The sequence below is a fragment of the Pseudomonas sp. AC070 genome, assembly GCF_979258635.1.
On sequence record NZ_OZ409871.1, the window covers coordinates 676,015 to 695,002 of the forward strand.

Below are 18,988 nucleotides of genomic sequence, written 5' to 3' on the forward strand. Positions count from 1 at the left end.
GTCGCCGTGATCTCTCGCTTCTTTATTGATCGGCCGATTTTCGCCACGGTCATTTCGGTGGTTATCGTGCTCGCCGGGCTGGCAGCCATGCGCTCGCTGCCCATTTCCCAATACCCGGAAATTCTGCCGCCGCAGGTGGCCGTCACCGCCAGTTACCCCGGCGCCAGTTCGCAGGTGATCGCCGAAACCGTGGCGGCGCCGCTGGAGCAGGAGATCAACGGCGTCGAGAACATGATTTACCAGCTCTCGAACTCTGACAGCAGCGGGGCGATGAGCCTGAACGTGTACTTCCAGGTCGGCACCGACCCGGACCAGGCGACCATCAACGTCAACAACAAGGTGCAAGCTGCGCTGGCAAAACTGCCGGAAGAAGTGCGTCGCCAAGGGGTGAAGGTGGAGAAGAAATCCTCCGACATCCTGCAAGTCATCACCCTGTATTCGCCGGACGGTTCGCGCGATCCGATCTTTATCAGCAACTACGCGCTGATCAACGTCATCGATGAACTCAAGCGCCTTAAAGGCGTGGGCGATGCCAGCCAGTTCGGTTCCAAGGATTACTCCATGCGCATCTGGCTGCGCCCGGACAAGCTGGCGCAATACAACCTCACGCCCACCGACGTGGTGAATGCCATTCAGGAGCAGAACTCGCAATTCGCCGCCGGCAGCTTCGGCAAACAGCCGCTCACTCAGGAGCAGGACTTCACCTATACGGTGACGACTCAAGGCCGTTTTGCCGACCCGAAAGAGTTCGAAAACATCATTCTGCGCACCGACGCCACCGGCGCCAGCCTGCTGCTTAAAGATGTGGCGAGAGTGGAGCTGGGCGCGCAGGATTATTCGCTGGTAACGACCCTGAACGGTCAGCAAAACGCTGCCTTCGGTATCTACCTGCAACCGGGCGCTAACGCGTTGGATACCGCCAAGCTGGTGAACCAGACCATGGAGCGCCTGGCCAAGCGCTTCCCTTCGGGCATCACCTACAAAATCCCCTACGACACCACCAAGTTCGTGACCGTTTCCATTGAAGAGGTGATTCACACTTTCTTCGAAGCGCTGGTGTTGGTGGTGCTGGTGGTGTTTATTTTCCTGCAGAACTGGCGCGCCACACTGATTCCGGTGCTGGCCATTCCGGTGTCGCTGATCGGCACGTTCGCCGGCATGTACCTGCTCGGTTTCTCGATCAACTTGCTGACCCTGTTCGGCCTGGTGCTGGCCATCGGCATCGTGGTGGACGATGCGATTGTGGTGCTGGAAAACGTCGAGCGGGTGATGCGCACCGAGAAACTGCCGCCGCGCGAGGCGGCGATCAAAGCCATGGAAGAGGTGACCGGGCCGATCATCGCCATCGTGCTGGTGCTGTGCGCGGTGTTTATTCCGGTGGGCTTTCTCGGCGGGCTGGCGGGGCAGATGTATTCGCAGTTCGCCATCACCATTGCCGTGTCGGTGGCGGTGTCCGGCCTGGTGGCGCTGACGCTGTCGCCGGCGCTGTGCGCCTTGTTACTCAAGCCCGGGCACCACGAGCCGGCGGCGCCGTTCCGCTGGTTCAACACCTTCTTTGAACGCGCCACGAATGGCTACAGCCGGGGCGTGGTGTTCTTTCTCAAGCGCTCGATAATCGGCTTGCTGCTGTTCGGCGGCATGATCGCCTTGATGGTGGTGTTGTTCGGCCGCGTGCCGGGGTCGCTGGTGCCGGATGAAGACCAGGGCTACGTCATCAACGCCTACTTCCTGCCGGCCGCCGCCTCGCTGACGCGCACCGAGAAAGTGACCGGCGAGGTGACCCAGCAACTGATGAAGCACCCGGCCGTGCAAGACGTGGTGACCTTCGCCGGTTTCGACGTGCTCACGTTCGGCACGCGCAGCAACGCCGGGGTGTCGTTCGTGCCGCTCAAAGACTGGAGCGAGCGCACCACCGAGGAGCTGGACGCGCGCAACCTGCCTGGCGCGTTCATGGGTATGGGCGCCGCGCAAAAAGACGCCATGGTCATGACCTTCAACCCGCCGCCCATCACCGGCATGAGCACCACTGGCGGCTTCGAGGCGTACATCCAGGACCGCAGTGGCGGCAGCAGTGAAAAACTGGCTGAGACTGTACATAAATTCATGGCCGAAGCCGCCAAGCGGCCCGAGCTGGCGGGCGTGAATACCACCTTCAACGCCGACGTGCCGCAGTACTACATCGACCTTGACCGCATCAAAGCGCGGGCCTTGGGCGTGGCGATCAACGATGTATTCACCGCCATGCAAACCACCTTCGGCAGCTACTACGTCAACGACTTCAACCTCTACGGCCGCACGTGGCAGGTGAGCTTGCAGGCGGAGGCGGAGTTCCGGCGCAAGCCCGAAGACCTGAGCCAGGTGTACGTGCGCTCCACCGCCACGTCCGAGCTGATTCCGCTGTCCTCATTGGTCAGCGTACGGCGCATTCTCGGGCCCGACAGTTATGCGCGGTTCAACGTGTACCCAGCCGCGAAAGTTCTCGGCGGGCCGGCGCCTGGCTACAGCTCGGGACAAGCGCTGCAAGCGATGCAGGAAGTGGCCGATGCGACGTTGGGCAGCGACTACACCATCGGCTGGATCGGCCAGGCGTATCAGGAACTGGCTTCCCAGGGTTCTGGCAGTACCGCGTTTCTATTCGGGCTGGTGATGGTGTTCCTGATTCTTGCCGCCCAATACGAACGCTGGACCTTGCCGCTGGCCGTGGTCACGGCGGTGCCGTTCGCGGTGTTCGGCGCCATTCTGGCGGTATGGCTGCGCGGCATTCAGAACGACGTGTACTTCCAGGTCGGCCTGGTGACGCTGATTGGGTTGGCGGCGAAGAACGCCATCCTTATCGTCGAATTCGCCGTACTGTGCCGCAGCCAAGGCATGAGCATTTACGACTCGGCGCTTGAGGCCGCGAAACTGCGCTTCCGGCCCATCGTCATGACCTCGCTGGCCTTTATTCTCGGCTGTGTACCGTTGGCCATCAGCACGGGGGCTGGGTCGGCGAGTCGCCACTCCATAGGCACCGGGGTGATTGGCGGCATGTTGGCGGCGACGCTGTTGGCGACGTTTATGATTCCGATGTTTTATTTGCTGGTGGAAAGTGCGTCGGCGCGAATGGGGAAAGGGAAGGGGGATAAGGGGAAAGTGGTGGAGCCTGAGGTTCCTCGGGCGAGTGATTTGCCTGCGGATCGGTGATAACTGAGCGAGCCTGGATCCCGAATCGTCGGACCGCCGCCTTCGCGAGGATGACGGAGGTGTTATCAAAGTCCACCGTCATCCTCGCGCACGCGGGGATCCAGAATCTCGCGCCGAGCAGCGATCCCTGAACAACCGTGGATCCCGAATCGTCAGACCGCCGCCTTCGCGAGGATGACGGAGGTGTTATTAAAGTCCACCGTCATCCTCGCGCACGCGGGGATCCAGAGTCTCTCGTCGAGCGGCGATTCCTGAACAACCGTGGATCCCGAATCGTCGGCCCCCCACCTTCGCGAGCATGACCAAGCTCTTATTAAAATCAACCGTCTCCCCGGCCATCGCCCAACCACCCCCTCCACCTGCGCCTCACCCCCTCCCACGGTGTACCATGCCCCGCCTCGTGTTCTCGCTGTTGCCGGACCTTTAATGAACTTACGTATCCTGCTAATCCTCGGCGCGCTCAGTGCCTTCGGCCCATTGGCCATCGATTTCTACCTGCCCAGTTTCCCCACCCTGGCTCACGCCTTCGGCACCGACGTCGAGCATATTCAGCTCACCCTGGCCGCGTATTTCAGCGGCCTGGCGATTGGTCAATTGGTATACGGGCCGCTGACCGATCGCTTCGGTCGCCGCCTGCCGCTGCTCGTCGGTGTGGTGCTGTTTACGTTGGCATCGGCCGCGTGTGCGCTGTCGTCGAGTCTGGAGTGGCTGATTGCTTCGCGGTTTGTTCAGGCCTTAGGCGGTTGCGCCGGTATGGTGATTTCCCGCGCGGTTATTCGTGATCTGTGCGACCCGCTGGCCTCGGCCAAAGCCTTCTCGCAATTGATGCTGGTAATGGGTGTGGCGCCGATCCTCGCGCCGTTCGGTGGCGGTGTGTTGCTCAATCTGTTTGGCTGGCCGTCGATTTTCTGGTGCCTCACCGGGTTCAGCGTGCTGTGCCTGCTCGGCGTGGCGCTGTGGTTGCCGGAGACCATTCCCACCGGCGTCGCGCGTCCGCCGTTGCGCGGGGCATTTCGTCAGTATTGGCGTTTGTTGGGCGACGGCCAGTTCCTCGGCCATGCGCTCACGGGCGGCGTCGCTATGGCGGGCATGTTCGCTTATATCGCCGGCTCGCCCTTTGTGTTTATCGAACTGTACGGCGTACCGCCCGAGCATTACGGCTGGCTGTTTGGCGGCAATGCGGCGGGGTTCATTCTGACGGCGCAGATCAACGCGCGTTTGTTGCGTCACCACGGCCCCGGTTATTGGCTGGTGCGGATCGTGTGGCTGTACCTGCTGTTCGCCCTGATTCTGCTGGCCGTCACCGCGTTCAAGCCGGCGCAGTTGTGGCCGCTGATGCTGCCGTTGTTCTGCTTTATCGCCAGCCTGGGTTGCATCATTCCCAACGCGTCGGCGTGCGCCATGGCCGGGCAGGGCAGTCACGCGGGCAGCGCGTCGGCGTTGCTCGGTTGCTTGCAGTTCAGCGTGGCGGCGGGTGCCGCCAGTTTGGTGGGCGTGCTGCACGACGGCACGGCAATGCCGATGGCGATGGTCATCAGCCTGTGCGGTGTGGTGGCGATGGTGCTGGCGCTGGTGACTTCACGCAGCGCCAAGAACGTGCCGTTCGGGGTGTTGTAACGGCACGTCGGGCATAAAAAAACGCGCTATCCGGCGGCGCGTTGTTCGACTTGCGGGAGTTGGTGCGGGGCCTTCAGCCGGGCTTCCAGGGTGGTGACGAACTCGCGGGCTTGCGCCTCGCTGCGGAAACTCACGGCATGTTGATCCATGCGAACTTGCCAAAGCGGGCCTTGCGGCGTGGAGAGCGTACGAACAAGAATTTTCATGCCTGCCTCCTGCGGTTGGTATGTCGAGGAAGTTGCAGTCTAGCCAGCGTTCGTGAATTTTCTTTGACGGTTTGATGTTTGGCGACACGCGGTCGTCTGGTTAAAAGCATCGCGGCTGAAGCCGCTCCCACAGTTGATAAAAAAACCTGTAGGAGCTGCAGGGCGTCACTCCGATCAGCCGCGATCGCCGTCACGGCAGTTAGAAGCTCTCAAGCACAATCTTGCCCTTGGCCTTACCGCTTTCCAGCAGCGCATGAGCGCGGCGCAGGTTGGCGGCGTTGATGCTGCCGAAGTGCTCGCCGACGGTGGTTTTCAACGTGCCGGCGTCGATCAGCTCGGCCACCTGATTCAGCAGGCGATGCTGCTCGATCATGTCGGCGGTCTCGAACATCGAGCGGGTGTACATAAACTCCCAATGCAGCGACAGGCTCTTGCGCTTGAGCTTGGTCACGTCGAGGCTTTTCGGGTCGTCGATCAGGCCCAGCTTGCCTTGCGGTTCCAGCGCTTCCACCAGTTGGTCGAAATGGTCGTCCGTGTTGGTCAGGCTGGCAACGTAGGTCACCTGGCCAACGCCGATGCGTTTGAGTTCTTCAGCCAACGGCTTGCTGTGGTCAATAACGTGGTGGGCGCCCAGTTCGCGCACCCAGTCCTGAGTTTCGCTGCGCGAGGCGGTGCCGATTACGGTGAGGTCGGTGAGCTGACGGGCCAGTTGCACCAGAATCGAACCCACGCCCCCGGCCGCGCCTACCACTAGGATGCTGTGCTTTTTGCCGCTGCTGCCCTGCGGCACCTGCAAGCGTTCGAACAGCAATTCCCAGGCGGTGATCGCCGTCAGCGGCAGGGCGGCACTTTGGGTGAAGCTGAGGTTTTTCGGCATATGGCCGACGATGCGTTCGTCCACCACGTGCAGCTCGCTGTTAGCGCCGGCTCGGGTCAGCGCGCCGGCGTAGAACACCTTGTCGCCGACCTTGAACAGGGTCACTTCGCTGCCCACCGCTTTCACCACGCCGGCTACATCCCAGCCCAGAACCTTCGCGTCACCATTTTCGGGCGCCACGTTTTTACGGATTTTGGTATCGACCGGGTTTACCGAAATCGCCCGCACTTCCACCAGCACATCACGGGGCAGGGGAGTGGGGGCGGGCAGTTCGATGTCTTGCAGGGCGGCCTCGTTGTCAATGGGCAGCGAGTGGTAATAGGCGATGGCTTTCATATGAAGACTCCGAAAAGTGTATGGGCGATGGATGGCGCGCAGGTTCTGATATTTCGCGAGTGGGAAAAAGAGCGTAAAAGCGAACTCTCTTTCAATTCTCTATTGATAATTGCCTGCCGCGAGAACCGCCATGTTGCGCCTGGATGATCTGCAAATTGTTGTGCGTACCGCTGACCTCGGCAGCCTGTCGGCGGCGGCGCGTGATCTGGATGTGTCGCCCGCCGTGGCCAGCGCGGCGCTCAAGCGGCTCGAGCAGCAGCTCGAAGTGCGTCTGTTCGCGCGCTCCACCCGCAGTTTGCGCATGACGCCTGAAGGCGAGCAGTTTCTGGGCTATGCCCGTGCAGCTCTGCAAAGCCTAGACGAAGCCCAGCAGCAATTGGCGGGCAGGAAGGTAGACATTAGTGGGGTGCTACAAATTTCCGCACCGTCGGATTTCGGTCGCAATGTGCTGCTGCCCTGGCTCGATGAGTTCCAAGCCGAGCACCCGCTATTGCATGTGCGCCTGCTGCTGGGCGACCGCAACGCCGACCTGTTCCGCCAGCCGGTGGACATCGCCATTCGCTACGGCGCGCCCGAAGATTCCAGCCTGGTGGCGCTGCCGCTAGCACCGAGCAATCGCCGCGTGTTGTGCGCCTCGCCGGCCTACCTGAACAAACACGGCGAACCGCTGCGTATCGATCAACTGGCGCAACACAATTGCCTGCTGTACATGCTCGGCGGACGTCTGCACGAGCGCTGGCGGTTTATCGATGGCAAGCGTGAACTGAGCGTGACGGTGGGCGGTAATCAGGTCAGTGACGATGCCGACGTGGTGCGCCGCTGGGGCGTGGCCGGGCGCGGCGTTATGTACAAATCCTGGCTGGACGTTGCCGCCGACGTGAAGGCCGGGCGCCTAAAGGTGCTGTTGCCGGAACTGCGTGGCGAGCCTGCGGCTCTTAACCTAATCTGCACCCATCGCGCCCAACTGAGTAAAACGGTGTACTTGCTGCGTGAGTTCATTCAATTGCGTTGTAGCCAACTGCTCGAAGCCAAGCCTTAGTGCCGTCCAACGAAACGGCATGTGCGGCAAATGGCTCGTGCGCCGGGGCTTGTCATCGCGCCGCGCGCTGGTAGAGTCGCGCGCCATGATCGCCTCCCCCTCCCATCGCTCACTCGTTGCCTGGCTGCTGTATTTCAGCGTGCTGTTCAACGTGCTCGCCTGCGGCATTGGCCATGGGCAGATGATGGGCTTGAGCTTGAATGGTCTGGGCGGCGCCTTCTGCTCGGCCGACAACGGCGCCGGCCCGACGCTGGATTCGGGCAGCGGCTCGATCAACGACGACAGCGCCACCCCGTCGTTTAACTGTCCCCTCTGCGGCGCCATCAGCCTCGGCCTGGCGCTGCTGTTCTGCCTGAGCTGGCTGCTGCGCCCGCGCCGCGACCGCCTCCCGACCTGGGAGCCGCGCAGCAAAGCGCCGCCCCGTTACTTATGGCCCTCGGCCAACCCCCGCGCTTCCCCGCTCTGAACATGCGGTTCTGCTGGTAACCCTGTGTTCATTTTTTGGAGAAGTGCGATGACCCTGTTCAAGTCCCTGTTTCTGAGCGCGCTGCTGAGCGTGCCGTTTGCTGCCATGGCCCACGAGTACGAAGTGGGCGAGCTGCATATCGATCATCCGTGGTCGCGCGAAATGCCGCCGGGCGCGCCCACGGCGGCGGCTTATTTCATCGTGCACAACAAAGGCGCCAGCGCCGATCGCCTGCTGTCGGTTTCAACGCCCGCGGCCGGCAAAGCCGAGATGCACGAGCACATCGACCAGAACGGTCTGATGAAAATGCAGCAGGTGCAATTCGTCACCGTGCCGGCTGGCGGCGAAGCGACCTTCGCGCCCATGGCCTACCACGTGATGCTGTTCAACCTGAAACAACCGCTCAAAGACGGCGAGCGTTTTCCCCTGACCTTGACGTTTGAAAAGGCGGGCGAAGTGACCGTGCAAGTGGCCGTGCAAAAAGATGCACCGCCGGCGCAGCACGACATGTCCAAGCACGACATGCCTGAGCACAGCAACTAACACGCCGGGGGAAAACGTATGAGCAAGGCGCCTGTGTCGTTCTATAACCAGGCCTGGCGATGGCATTTCTACGCCGGTCTGTTTGTCATTCCGTTCATGGTGATGCTGTCGCTGACGGGCATCATTTATCTGTTCAAACCGCAGCTCGACAGCCTGATGTACACCGAGCTGCTGGAAGTCAATCCGATTGGCCAACGCCTGAGCGCCGAAGCGCAACTGGCGCGGGTGCAGGCGGAGTATCCCCAAGCTGCCGTGAGCCAGTACCTGCCGCCTGTGGACGAACGCCACAGCGCGCAGTTCGTGGTGACCGAGGCGGGGCGCAAGCTCAATCTGTTTGTCGATCCGTACAGCGGCACGGTGCTCGGCAGCCAGGACGCGCAGAACAACCTGCAAGCCATCGCCCGCGCGTTGCATGGCGAGTTGATGATCGGCACCGTCGGCGACCGGCTGGTGGAATTGGCCGCCGGGTGGGGCGTGGTGCTGGTGGTGTCGGGCCTGTACCTATGGTGGCCGCGTGGTCGCTGGGGCGCGGGCGTGTTATGGCCACGCATGGCCGCGCGGGGGCGTTTGTTCTGGCGCGACGTGCACGCGGTGACCGGTTTCTGGGGTTCACTGCTTTTGCTGTTTATGCTGCTCACCGGCATGACGTGGACCGGCTTCTGGGGCAAAAGCTTCGCTGATGTGTGGAACCAGTTTCCGGCCGCCATGTGGAACGACGTGCCCAAGTCCGGCGCCGAAGCCCGCAGCCTCAACACACGCGATTCACAGACCGTGCCCTGGGCCGTGGAGAACACACCGCTGCCAGCCTCCAAGGCGCCGGCTGTCGATCCCCATGCGGCGCACAACGGCCACCACATGGCCGACATGGCGCCCGCCGCCAGCGGCCAGATCCCGTTACAACAGGTGGTCGACATCGCCGAAGCCAACGGCGTAACGCCCGGCTACAGCATCACCCTGCCGCAGGGCGCAGAGGGCGTTTACACCATCGCGGTCTTCGCCGACGACCCGCGCAACGACGCCACCCTGCACATCGACCAATACAGCGGCAAGGTGCTCGCCGACGTGCGCTGGCAGCACTACAACCTGGTGGCCAAAAGCGTGGAAACCGGGGTGATGCTGCACGAAGGCAAACTGTTCGGCCTGGCCAATCAGCTGTTTATGTTGGCCGTGTGCCTGCTGATTTTGCTCAGCTCGGTGAGTGGTCTGATGATCTGGTGGAAGCGTCGGCCACAAGGCCAGCTTGGGGTTCCGCCGCTGCGCCATGACTTGCCGCTGTGGAAGACGGCGGTGGTGATCATCATCGCGTTGGGCGTGGCGTTTCCGCTGGTGGGGATGTCGCTGGTGGTGATTGGGGTGCTGGATTGGTTGGTGGTTTCGCGAGTCAAACCTATGCAGACCGCGTAGGCCTTGCCCTCTCCCCCAGCCCCTCTCCCGCGCGCGGGCGAGGGGAGCCGATCAGCGCAGCGCTTTGGCTTTTCGTCCCCTCTCCCTGAGGGAGAGGGCTAGGGAGAGGGGGGAGGTCCCCCGCCGATCTAAAGGCTCAACCCTTCACCAACCGCGCATCCAAACTATTCTGCGCCAGCCGCTGCGCCTGCTCCTGAGTCATGCCCAGGTGCTCGTGCAGCGCCATGAAGTTCTCGGTCACGTAGCCGCCGAAGTACGCCGGGTCATCCGAGTTCACCGTCACTTTCACGCCCTGTTCGAGCATGTCGAGAATGTTGTGCTGGCCCATGTGGTCGAACACGCAAAGCTTGGTGTTGGACAGCGGGCACACGGTCAGCGGAATTTGTTCGTCGATGATTCGTTGCATCAAGCGCGGGTCTTCGCTGGCGCGTACGCCGTGGTCGATGCGGCTGATTTTCAGCAGATCCAGCGCTTCCCAAATGTACTCGGGCGGGCCTTCTTCGCCGGCGTGCGCCACGGTGAGGAAACCTTCGCCGCGAGCACGGTCGAACACGCGCTGGAATTTGCTCGGCGGGTGGCCCATCTCCGAGCTGTCGAGGCCGACGGCAAAAAACGCGTCGCGAAACGGCAGCGCCTGGTCGAGGGTTTTCTGCGCGGCGTCTTCGGGCAAGTGACGGAGAAAACTCAAGATCAAACCGCTATTCACGCCCAGTTGCTCTCGGCCATCTTTGAGCGCAGTGGCGATGCCGTTGAGCGCCACTTCAAAAGGAATGCCACGATCTGTGTGGGTTTGCGGGTCGTAAAAGGGTTCGGTGTGCACCACGTTCTGCGCTTTGCAGCGTTGCAGGTACGCCCAGGTCAGGTCGTAAAAATCCTGCTCGGTGCGCAGCACATCAGCGCCTTGGTAGTAGAGGTCGAGAAACTCTTGCAGGTTGTTGAACGCGTAGGCGCTGCGCAGCGCTTCAACGTCGTTCCACGGCAGGGCAATTTTATTGCGCTCGGCCAACGTGAATAGCAACTCCGGCTCCAGCGAGCCTTCCAGGTGCAGGTGCAATTCGGCTTTGGGCAGGGCGTTGAGCCAGTCGTACATGGTGAGCACCTTGTCAGTTGGAAATGCCGGCTAGTTTAGCTGACCGTGAAGACAGAATCCCGCGCGCGATTCTCTCTGAACGGATGGCCACGTAGACTGCCGAAACATTTTGTTGCCACGGAGCGCCGACATCCCATGCTTGCCCACCTCAAGAACGAAAAGATGCTGCTGATCGCCATCCTGGCGGTGGCGATTGCCTACCCGCTGGAGCATGTGCTGCTGCATTCGGGGCAAGCCGTCGCGCTGGTCAGCGCATTGGTGCTGGTGGCGGCCATCATCTGCGCCTCGATGCGGGTGGCGCACCACGCCGAGCTGCTGGCGCACCGGGTAGGCGACCCCTACGGCACCATGATCCTCACCTCGGCCGCCGTGCTGGTGGAAGTGGTAGTGCTGGGCATCATGATGAGCAACGAAGCGTCGCCAACCCTGGTGCGCGACACCATTTATTCGGCGGTGATGCTCGACATCAACGGCATCCTCGGCCTCGCCGCCTTGATGGGCGGCCTCAAGCACGGCGAGCAGCCGTACAACGACGACTCCGCGCGCAGCTACAGCGTGATGATCCTTACCGCCATGGGCATTTCCATGATCGTGCCGGAGTTCGTCCCGGAGCATTCGTGGAAAGCCTATTCGGCGTTCACCATCGTCATGATGGTCATGCTCTACGGCTTGTTCCTGCGCATGCAGGTCGGCCCGCACAGTTACTTCTTCAGCTACAGCTACCCGGAAAAACGCCGCGCCAACGCTCAGGAAGAAGAGCGCGAGAGCAAGTCGTTGTCGATTGGTTTGTTGATCGTCGGCGTGGTGGTGATTGGTGCCTTGGCGGAAGTGATGTCGAAAACCCTCGACCTCGGCCTTGAGGGCACCGGCGCGCCACCCGTGTTGGCGGCGCTGTTGGTGGCCGGTATTTCCGCCGCGCCGGAAATTCTCACCGCCTTGCGCGCGGCCATGGCCAACCGCATGCAGTCGGTGGTGAACATTGCACTCGGTGCTTCGCTGTCGACCGTAATTCTCACCGTGCCGGTGATGGAAGGCATCGCGCTGTATACCGGTCAGCCGTTCATCATGGCCATGACACCGGTGCAAACCATGATGGTGTTTATCACCCTGGTGGTGGCGGCGATTAACCTTAACGACGGCGAGACCAACGCCATTGAAGGCATGACTCACTTTGCGTTGTTTGCGACGTTTTTGATGCTGACGTTTATCGGCCTGTAAACCGCGCCCTCACCCCCAGCCCCTCTCCCGTGCCGGGCGAGGGGAGACAAACGCCGTCCGCCCCTCTAGCGCGATTTGACCCCCTACGGGAGAGGGTTGGGGTGAGGGCGGCTCTTACCAAGCAATCGCTTCGCCCTGGTAATCAATAAACCGATGCCCACCCACGCCGGCCTGTTTGTTGATTTGCGCCACCATCCCTTTGCAACTGGTCTCGATATCCAGTGTTGCGCCTTCGCCGCCCATGTCGGTTTTCACCCAGCCCGGGTGCATTGAAAGCACTGTCAGCCCGTCGTTTTGTAGCTCGCACACAAAACTGTTGGTCATCGAATTCAGCGCCGCCTTGCTGGCCTTGTACAACGCCATATTGTTGCCCTCGGGAATGGCCACGCTGCCCAGCACCGAACTCATAAAAGCGAGCACGCCGTCGGGCTTGTTGATCTGCGCCACCAGCCGTTGCGCCAGGCGGATCGGGGCGATGGCGTTGGTCATAAACAGCTGACCGATCTCCTCGACAGTGGCTTCTTCAACCGACTGATGCGACGGACCGGAAACGCCGGCGTTGATAAACACCAGATCGAACATCTGCCCCGCCACGCGCTGCTGAAACGCGCTTACTTGCGCGCCGTCGTTCATCTCCAGTTGCTCGACCTTTACCCCGGCCAGCGCCTGCAATGCATCGACGCCATTCTGGCTGCGAACGGTGGCCGTCACCTGCCAGCCATCGGCGTGCAGCTGGCGTACCAGGCCCAGCCCGAGGCCGCGCGAGGCGCCGATGATGAGTGCGGATTTTGTCTGTGCCATGGTCGGCTCCTGTTGAAAGGGTAGGGAGCACAGCATAGCCGGGGGACGGAGGGGCGGCTGAAAAGCTCGAGGCTAAAGCCTCTCCTACAGGTAACGTTTAGCTCCTGTGGGAGCGGCTTTAGCCGCGAGTTTTTGCTACATCGCTTCCTGCTCGCGGATATAGGCGTACGTATCGGCAAACCGCGACATCAAATACGCCACGCTGGTCACCGGCGGGTACTTCGGCGGATGGCTGTCATCCGAGCAGCCCGGCAGGCAACTGATCACGGTGTCCGGGTGCGGCTCGGCGAAGAACGGCATCGAGTAGCGATCCACGCCCAGCGGGCTGATTACCCGGTGTGGCGTCGACTTGTACCGGTCGTTGCTCCAGCGCGCCATCATGTCGCCAAGGTTGACCACAAAGGTGCCGGCAATCGGCGGCGCGTCAATCCATTCGCCCTTGACGTTTTGCACCTGCAAGCCGCCAGCGTCGTCCTGGTACAGCAAGGTGATGCAGCCGTAATCGGTGTGCGCGCCGGCGCCCTGTTGCTCGGCGCTGCTGGCGGTGTGGCGCGGCGGGTAATGGATCATGCGCAGCACGCTGATGGGCTCGTCGAAGCGCACGTCGAAAAAGTCGCGGTCGATATCCAGCGCAATGGTCATGGCCCGCAGCAAGGTTTTCGCCAGCGCTTGCATGTTGACGTAATGCTGTTCCATCAACGCTTCCCAACCGGGCTGGTCGGGGTGGCGATTCGGGCCGCGCAGCGGTTTGCCGGCGAGCACTTCCGGGTGGTCGGCGGGCATGTGAAAGCCCATGTCGAAGGTTTCTTTCAGATCGCTCGGCTTGGTCGGGTCGAGCTGCTCGGTGGCGATGCCGCCGTAGCCGCGATGGTGCTCGCTCTGGGTGATGTCGATGCGCAGCTTGTCAGTTTCGCTGCTGGCGAAAAACGTCTTCGCCGCGTTGAGCAAATCGTCGATGCGTTGCGCGCTGATCGGGTGGCCCTTGATATAGAAAAAGCCCCACTCGCGGCAGGCCGCATCGATCTGCTTGGCAACGCTCAGCCAGCCGGCGTCGTCGTGTTGGTACAGCGGGGCAATGTCGATAATGGGAAGGGAATTGGGCATGTCGGCTCCAAGCTGCTCAGGTCTTCTCGTACCCATAGCGAAGAGGCGGTTCTGCTGAGCAACTCAGCAGGGACGGCACGGATAGCAAATGCAAAAAGGGCACCGCAAAGGTGCCCCGGTTTTACGGGTGTAATTATTTAGGTAGTTCGGCCTTTACGTTTTCAACGTAGTAATTCATCGAGGCCAGTTCCGCTTCGGTGGCGACCACGCCAGCCGGAATTTTTACCGCGCCGGTTTGGTCTTTGATCGGGCCGGTGAACGGGTGGAAGGCGCCGGACTTGATGTCCGCGATAATTTTTTCTGCCTCGGTTTTTACATCGGCCGGCACGATGTCGCTGATCGGCAGTTCCACGGTGCCGTCAGCCAGCCCGCCCCAGAAATCTTGCGATTTCCACGTGCCGTCGAGCACCGCTTGGGTCGACTTGATGTAATGCGGGCCCCAGTTGTTGACGATGGACGTCAGCACCGCTTTCGGCCCGAAGTGCGCCATGTCGGAGGCGTAGCCCACCGAGTACACACCGCGACGTTCGGCGGTCTGGATTGGCGCCGGGCTGTCGGTGTGCTGGAACACCACGTCTACGCCTTGGTCGATCAGCGCGTTGGCGGCGTCGGATTCCTTGCCCGGATCGAACCAGGAGTTCACCCACACCACTTTCATTTCGGTGCCGGGGTTGTACTTGTCCAGCGCCAGTTGGATGGCGTTGATGTCGCGGATCACTTCCGGAATCGGGAACGATGCCACGTAGCCGACCTTCTTGGTCTTGGTCATTTTCGCCGCGAGGTAGCCGCCCACATAACGGCCTTCATAGGTGCGCGCCAGGTAAGTGCCGAGGTTCTTGTCCTGCTTGTAGCCGGTGGCGTGCTCAAAGGTGACGCCGGGGAATTGCTTGGCCACTTTCAGCGTCGGGTTCATGTAGCCGAACGAGGTGGTGAAAATCAGCTTGTAGCCGCCCTTGGCCATGTTGCGGATCACGCGTTCGGCGTCGGCGCCTTCGGGCACGTTTTCGACAAAGCTGGTATCGACCTTGTCGCCGAGAGCTTCGGCCATCGCCTTGCGGCCTTGCTCGTGCTGATAAGTCCAACCGTGATCGCCCACCGGGCCGATATAAACAAACCCCACCTTCAGCGGTTCAGCGGCCGAAGCGCCCAACGTGGCGCTGAAACCGAGTGCGGCGATCAGGGTCCGCAGCAGGGGCTTTTTAAATGTGTTCTGCATAGCGAATGGAGCTCCAGTGATGTGTGTCGTTGTTTTTTTGAATGGCTGGCGAGAGCAATTGCAAAAAATTGACCAACTGGACAAATAACCGCTGGCGCCTTGTAGAAACGGGGCGCCAGCGGTTACCGGCATGCAGCAAGAGAACGCTGTTGGTGCGTTGCGCCGCGTGGGCGCTGTGATGTGGTGCAACGGCCGGGTTATCCGGCGATTAACGCTTTTGCAGCCTGGCGGTGGTCGGCGATCAGCTGGGCAACATCCAGGCCTTCAATCTGTCCATCCACCACACGCCATTCGCCGCCGATCATCATGCGGTCGGCTCGATCTGCGCCGCACAACAGCAACGCGGAAACCGGGTCGTGGCTGCCGGAGAAGCGCAGTTCGTCCTGCTTGAAAAACGCCAGGTCGGCCTGTTTACCCACCGCCAGCTCGCCAATATCCGTGCGGCCCAGCAATTTCGCCGAGCCTTTGCTCGCCCAACCCAACGCCAGCTCCGGCGTGATTTTCTCAGCGCCATAACGCAAGCGTTGGATGTACAACGCCTGACGCGCTTCGAGAATCATGTTCGAGCCATCGTTCGAAGCCGAGCCGTCCACGCCAATACCAATCGGCGCGCCGGCGGCTTCCAGGTCCACCGTCGGGCAAATGCCCGAAGCCAGGCGCATGTTCGAGCTTGGGCAATGGCAGATACCGGTGCCGGCCGCGCCGAGACGGGCGATTTCGTCCGGGTTGAAGTGAATGCCGTGGGCGAGCCACGTGCGTGAACTGAGCCAGCCGACGCTGTCGAGGTAATCCACGGTACGCAGGCCGAACCGTTGCAGGCAGAAGTCTTCTTCATCCAGCGTTTCGGCCAGGTGCGTGTGCAAGCGCACGTCCAGCCGCTCAGCCAGTTCGGCGCTCTGGCGCATGATGTCCTGGGTGACCGAAAACGGTGAGCACGGCGCCAGGGCAATCTGAATGTGCGCGCCATCGCCACGCTCGTGGTACTGCTCGATCAGGCGCTGGCTGTCGGCCAGAATCACCTCGCCTTCCTGCACCGTTTGCTGCGGCGGCAAGCCACCATCGGCCTCGCCCAGGCTCATGGAACCGCGCGTAAGCATCGCGCGCATGCCCAGCTCGCGCACCACATCAACCTGCACATCAATGGCGTTTTCCAGGCCACCCGGGAACAGGTAATGGTGATCGGCCGCCGTGCTGCAACCGGACAACAGCAACTCGGCCAGCGCCACCTTGGTTGCCAGCGCCAGCTTCTCAGGCGTCAACCGCGCCCACACCGGGTACAAGGTTTTCAGCCACGGAAACAGCGGCTGATTAACCACCGGGCCCCAGGCACGGGTGAGGGTTTGATAGAAGTGATGGTGGGTATTGATCAGGCCCGGCAGCAACACATGCTCGCGGGCATCGAAGGTGGAATCACACGGGCGGGAAGGAGATTGGCCAGTGCCGAGCACTTCGGCGATAACCCCGTTTTCCACCACCAGACCGCCAGTGGCGTCGAGTGAATTAGCAGTGAAAACGGCGAGGGGATTTTTGATCCAGAGACGGGTAGCTGCCATGTGAGCAGGCTCCTTGAGGTTGATTTCAGGTAGCCAGCTCAGTGTTGCCCTGTCTGCTGATCCAGGTAGCCGTAAGGCGTGGGGGCGACAATACCTAACTGGGTGGTCAGGATCAACAGGGCGTGTGTGTGGATGGTTCGTTGGGCTTAGCCTTCGGCTCAACCACTCAATGCCCAGGCTGCCACGGTTTGCCCAACGACACTGGCGCAAACAGGCGGGTTTTGATGGCGTCTCGCGAGAGCAGGACCAGCACCACAATCGTGGCGACATACGGCAGCATCGCCAGCAGGTTCGAGGGCACGGACAAACCAATGCCCTGCGCCACCAAATGCAGAATGCTGGCCAGGCCAAACAGGTATGCGCCGAGCAATACGCGCAATACGCGCCAGCTGGCGAATACCACCAGCGCCAGGGCAATCCAGCCGCGGCCAGCGGTCATGTTTTCGGCCCACATGGGCGTGTAGGCGAGGGACAGATAGCCGCCCGCCAGCCCGGCCATGGCGCCGCCGAACATCACGGCCAGGGTGCGCACGCGTAGCACCGGCAACCCCATGGCGCTGGCGGCGTCGGGGTTTTCGCCGACGGCCTGGATGATTAAACCGATGCGGCTTTTCAGCAGCACCCACGCCACCAGCGCAAACAGCGCGAAGGACAGGTAAATCAAGGCGTCCTGGGCGAAGAGCATGCGGCCAATCAGCGGGATATCGCTGAGCAGCGGAATCACCAGCGGTTCGAAGCCGGCCAATGGTTTGCCGACCCAAGCGGCGCCGATGAAGGAGGAGAGGCCGACGCCAAAGATGGTCAAGGCCAAACCGGTGGCCACCTGATTGGCGTTAAAGCCCAGGGCTACGGCGGCGAACAAGGTCGACAACAGCATGCCCGCCGCCATGGCCAGCAACACGCCGAGCCACAGGCTGCCAGTGCTGAAGGCGACGATAAAACCGATCACCGCGCCGAACAGCATCATGCCTTCCTGGCCAAGGTTGAGAACGCCACTTTTCTCGCAAATGAGTTCGCCCAGGGCCACCAGCAGCAGCGGCGTGCCGGTGCGGGCCATGGCGAAAAGGATGTTGCTTAACAGGTCGAGATCCATCGGGTGTTGCTCCGCAAATTATGTAATGGCGAACGGCTTGCCCTCTCCCCCAGCCCCTCTCCCGCAAGCGGGTGAGGGGAGCCGAATCGCGTGCGGTCTGGCTCCCTCTCCCCTCGTGGGAGAGGGTTGGGGTGAGGGGGACGTTCAGCCCGCCGCCGCTTTAACCGCCAACCGCCGCTTCCAAACCGCCTTCACCCGCGGCCGGTACAAAATCAACACATCACACGCCAGCAGGAAAAACAGCATCATTCCCTGGAACAACTGGGTGATCGCCTGAGGCAAGTTCAGGCTCAGCTGCGCACTCTCACCACCGATGTACAGCAGCGCCATCAGCAGGCTGGCGAAGACGATGCCGAGCGGGTTCAAGCGCCCGAGAAACGCCACGGTGATGGCGGCATAGCCGTAGCCCGGCGACACCTGCGGCACCAGTTGGCCAATCGGCCCGGCCACTTCGCTGACGCCCGCCAAGCCGGCGAGCGCGCCGCTGACCAGCAGCGCAAACCAGACCAGGCGCTTCTCACGAAAGCCAACGAATCCGGCCGCGCGACGGTCCAGCCCAAGCACTTTGATTTGAAAGCCCAGAAAGCTTTTTTGCAGCAGCACCCACACCGCCACCAGTGCCAACAGGGCGAAGTAAATGCCGGCATGCAAACGGCCGTCTTCACTCAGCAGCGGCAGGCGCGCCATGTCGCCGAACATGGCCGATTGCGGAAAGTTGTAGCCCTCGGGGTCTTTCAGCGGGCCGTGCACGAAGTACAGCAACAGGTTCAGGGCGATGTAGTTGAGCATGATGCTGGTGAGGATTTCGTTGGCATTGAACTGCGTGCGCAACCACGCCGTAAGCCCGCCCCACGCGGCGCCGGCAAAGGTGCCGGCGAGCAGCACCCAGACCAATGCCCAGCGGCTTTCCCAGTCGATGATATGCACCGCCACCGCGCTGCCCGCCAAGGCGCCGAGCAGCAGTTGGCCTTCGGCGCCGATGTTCCAGATGCGCGCTTGGTAGGCGACGGCCAGGCCCAGCGCGCAGAGCAAAATCGGCAGCGCCTTGACCAGCAATTCAGACACGCCGTACCAGTCGCTAGCGGGCGCGATCAATAGCGTGTGCAGGGTTTTAGCCGGGCTCAGCCCCAGCAGCAAAAACAGCAGCGAGCCGCAGATCAGCGTCAGCACGGCGGCCAGCAGTGGCGACAGCCAGAGCATGGCGCGCGATTGCTGGCCGCGCGGTTCCAGGGATAACAACAT

Annotated in this window: 16 protein-coding genes; 7 read left to right on the top strand and 9 right to left on the bottom strand. The window is 61.7% G+C overall.

Annotated elements, in window-relative coordinates; genetic code table 11:
• Positions 1-6: 6 nt before the first annotated feature.
• Together ACZZ0Q_RS02885 and ACZZ0Q_RS02890 are read left to right on the top strand one after the other, a co-directional pair.
• Complete coding sequence (locus ACZZ0Q_RS02885) at positions 7-3,183, top strand: efflux RND transporter permease subunit (RefSeq protein WP_463540149.1); 3,177 nt, start codon at positions 7-9, stop codon at positions 3,181-3,183.
• Positions 3,184-3,609: 426 nt separating this feature from the next.
• Positions 3,610-4,800 (top strand): Bcr/CflA family multidrug efflux MFS transporter, encoded by a 1,191-nt coding sequence (locus ACZZ0Q_RS02890; RefSeq protein ID WP_463540148.1) that lies wholly within the window; start codon positions 3,610-3,612, stop codon positions 4,798-4,800.
• A gap of 26 nt (positions 4,801-4,826) precedes the next feature.
• Here the strand turns inward: ACZZ0Q_RS02890 and ACZZ0Q_RS02895 are convergent, their stop codons facing one another.
• Positions 4,827-5,006 carry a hypothetical protein gene (locus ACZZ0Q_RS02895; RefSeq protein WP_122449729.1) on the bottom strand — a complete coding sequence of 60 codons (180 nt, stop codon included), beginning with the start codon at positions 5,004-5,006 and terminating at the stop codon, positions 4,827-4,829.
• A 199-nt stretch (positions 5,007-5,205) separates the two neighbouring features.
• The gene (locus ACZZ0Q_RS02900; RefSeq protein ID WP_463540147.1) at positions 5,206-6,219 is read right to left on the bottom strand and encodes a zinc-binding alcohol dehydrogenase family protein; all 1,014 of its coding nucleotides are present in this window, start codon (positions 6,217-6,219) and stop codon (positions 5,206-5,208) included.
• A 130-nt stretch (positions 6,220-6,349) separates the two neighbouring features.
• Between ACZZ0Q_RS02900 and ACZZ0Q_RS02905 the strand changes: the two genes are divergently transcribed.
• The 4 genes from ACZZ0Q_RS02905 (at position 6,350) to ACZZ0Q_RS02920 (ending at position 9,671) form a co-directional block, all read left to right on the top strand.
• The gene (locus ACZZ0Q_RS02905) at positions 6,350-7,258 is read left to right on the top strand and encodes a LysR family transcriptional regulator (protein WP_463540146.1); all 909 of its coding nucleotides are present in this window, start codon (positions 6,350-6,352) and stop codon (positions 7,256-7,258) included.
• A gap of 85 nt (positions 7,259-7,343) precedes the next feature.
• A complete protein-coding gene (locus tag ACZZ0Q_RS02910; protein ID WP_463560270.1) occupies positions 7,344-7,724 on the top strand; it encodes a DUF2946 domain-containing protein in 381 nt (126 codons plus the stop codon).
• A gap of 48 nt (positions 7,725-7,772) precedes the next feature.
• Positions 7,773-8,267: a copper chaperone PCu(A)C gene (locus ACZZ0Q_RS02915; protein WP_463540144.1), complete on the top strand. Its 495-nt coding sequence runs from the start codon at positions 7,773-7,775 to the stop codon at positions 8,265-8,267.
• An 18-nt stretch (positions 8,268-8,285) separates the two neighbouring features.
• Entirely contained in the window at positions 8,286-9,671 is a 1,386-nt protein-coding gene (locus ACZZ0Q_RS02920) for a PepSY-associated TM helix domain-containing protein (RefSeq protein ID WP_463540143.1), read from the top strand.
• Between the two features lie 136 nt (positions 9,672-9,807).
• Here the strand turns inward: ACZZ0Q_RS02920 and ACZZ0Q_RS02925 are convergent, their stop codons facing one another.
• The gene (locus tag ACZZ0Q_RS02925; RefSeq protein ID WP_463540142.1) at positions 9,808-10,761 is read right to left on the bottom strand and encodes an adenosine deaminase; all 954 of its coding nucleotides are present in this window, start codon (positions 10,759-10,761) and stop codon (positions 9,808-9,810) included.
• 135 nt (positions 10,762-10,896) lie between these two features.
• On the opposite strand from ACZZ0Q_RS02925, the gene ACZZ0Q_RS02930 reads away from it, so the two are divergent.
• A complete protein-coding gene (locus ACZZ0Q_RS02930; RefSeq protein ID WP_463540141.1) occupies positions 10,897-11,979 on the top strand; it encodes a calcium:cation antiporter in 1,083 nt (360 codons plus the stop codon).
• A 114-nt stretch (positions 11,980-12,093) separates the two neighbouring features.
• On the opposite strand, the gene ACZZ0Q_RS02935 is transcribed toward ACZZ0Q_RS02930, so the two are convergent.
• The 6 genes from ACZZ0Q_RS02935 to ACZZ0Q_RS02960 all read right to left on the bottom strand — a co-directional run bounded on the left by ACZZ0Q_RS02935 (position 12,094) and on the right by ACZZ0Q_RS02960 (position 18,988).
• Positions 12,094-12,780, bottom strand: coding sequence for an SDR family oxidoreductase (locus ACZZ0Q_RS02935; RefSeq protein WP_463540140.1), 687 nt, complete (start codon positions 12,778-12,780; stop codon positions 12,094-12,096).
• Between the two features lie 135 nt (positions 12,781-12,915).
• On the bottom strand, positions 12,916-13,884 hold the full coding sequence (locus tag ACZZ0Q_RS02940; protein WP_463540139.1) for a 2-oxoglutarate and iron-dependent oxygenase domain-containing protein: 969 nt from the start codon (positions 13,882-13,884) through the stop codon (positions 12,916-12,918).
• Positions 13,885-14,017: 133 nt separating this feature from the next.
• Positions 14,018-15,100, bottom strand: coding sequence for a BMP family ABC transporter substrate-binding protein (locus tag ACZZ0Q_RS02945; protein ID WP_463540138.1), 1,083 nt, complete (start codon positions 15,098-15,100; stop codon positions 14,018-14,020).
• Positions 15,101-15,297: 197 nt separating this feature from the next.
• Complete coding sequence (locus ACZZ0Q_RS02950) at positions 15,298-16,653, bottom strand: 8-oxoguanine deaminase (RefSeq protein ID WP_463540137.1); 1,356 nt, start codon at positions 16,651-16,653, stop codon at positions 15,298-15,300.
• Positions 16,654-16,819: 166 nt separating this feature from the next.
• On the bottom strand, positions 16,820-17,746 hold the full coding sequence (locus ACZZ0Q_RS02955) for an ABC transporter permease (protein WP_463540136.1): 927 nt from the start codon (positions 17,744-17,746) through the stop codon (positions 16,820-16,822).
• Positions 17,747-17,890: 144 nt separating this feature from the next.
• Positions 17,891-18,988: an ABC transporter permease gene (locus ACZZ0Q_RS02960; protein ID WP_463560271.1), complete on the bottom strand. Its 1,098-nt coding sequence runs from the start codon at positions 18,986-18,988 to the stop codon at positions 17,891-17,893.